Genomic DNA, 623 nt, shown 5'->3' with positions numbered 1-623 from the left:
AAAGGCTGGGCAGGCAAATACAAACCCTAAAACAACACGACACGCCACCAATAGACACACAAATTGTCCGGTAACCCCCAAACGCTCACAGCAAGAGGTTGCGATCCTTGTATCCAAAAGTGAGTACAAATGGTGGAGCTAGGGGGATTCGAACCCCCGACCTTCTCATTGCGAACGAGACGCGCTACCAACTGCGCCATAGCCCCAAGGCTCAAGTATCGTACCACCCTGGCAGCACGAAATGCACACTGGAGACTGTGAAGCGCACCGCCATCATTTACGAGTACTGATGCGCGCTTACATGCATGCACACTGCCAGCGCGGATCAACACTAAGGCGCACAAAAATTGATCTGAGTAATTCAGTGCTTGGTGCGCCACACTTTTAGGGGATCAGCGATGGTGGAGCGCACTCAACTAGGCTCCAAAAACCAGAATTAATGATGATAAAAACCGGATTAAAACAGTATTCCACCTGCTGTTTGGCGACATTGTGCCGAAAAATCAAACGGTGAGGGAGCTCACCGCAAATCAGTTTGACGATCGCCCCGATTGTTCGTAGAGTATTTTCTTGTCGCCCGGGCGGTGCTGATTGTTTGTGGTTGGTGTTGTTTGTGGTGGTTG

1 protein-coding gene and 1 tRNA gene are annotated in these 623 nt (G+C 50.4%); both read right to left on the bottom strand.

Annotated elements, in window-relative coordinates; all coding sequences use genetic code 11:
* Positions 1–130: 130 nt before the first annotated feature.
* Positions 131–206: transfer RNA gene (locus tag AC1EJZ_RS11220), tRNA-Ala, on the bottom strand.
* 178 nt (positions 207–384) lie between these two features.
* The coding region (locus tag AC1EJZ_RS11215; RefSeq protein WP_480295001.1) for a hypothetical protein at positions 385–623 on the bottom strand (239 nt) is incomplete at its 5' end.

The sequence above is a fragment of the Pauljensenia sp. C0170B5 genome (assembly GCF_056590195.1).
Note: the sequence above shows the minus strand (reverse complement) of the source record. Positions and strands in the feature narration are given on the sequence as shown.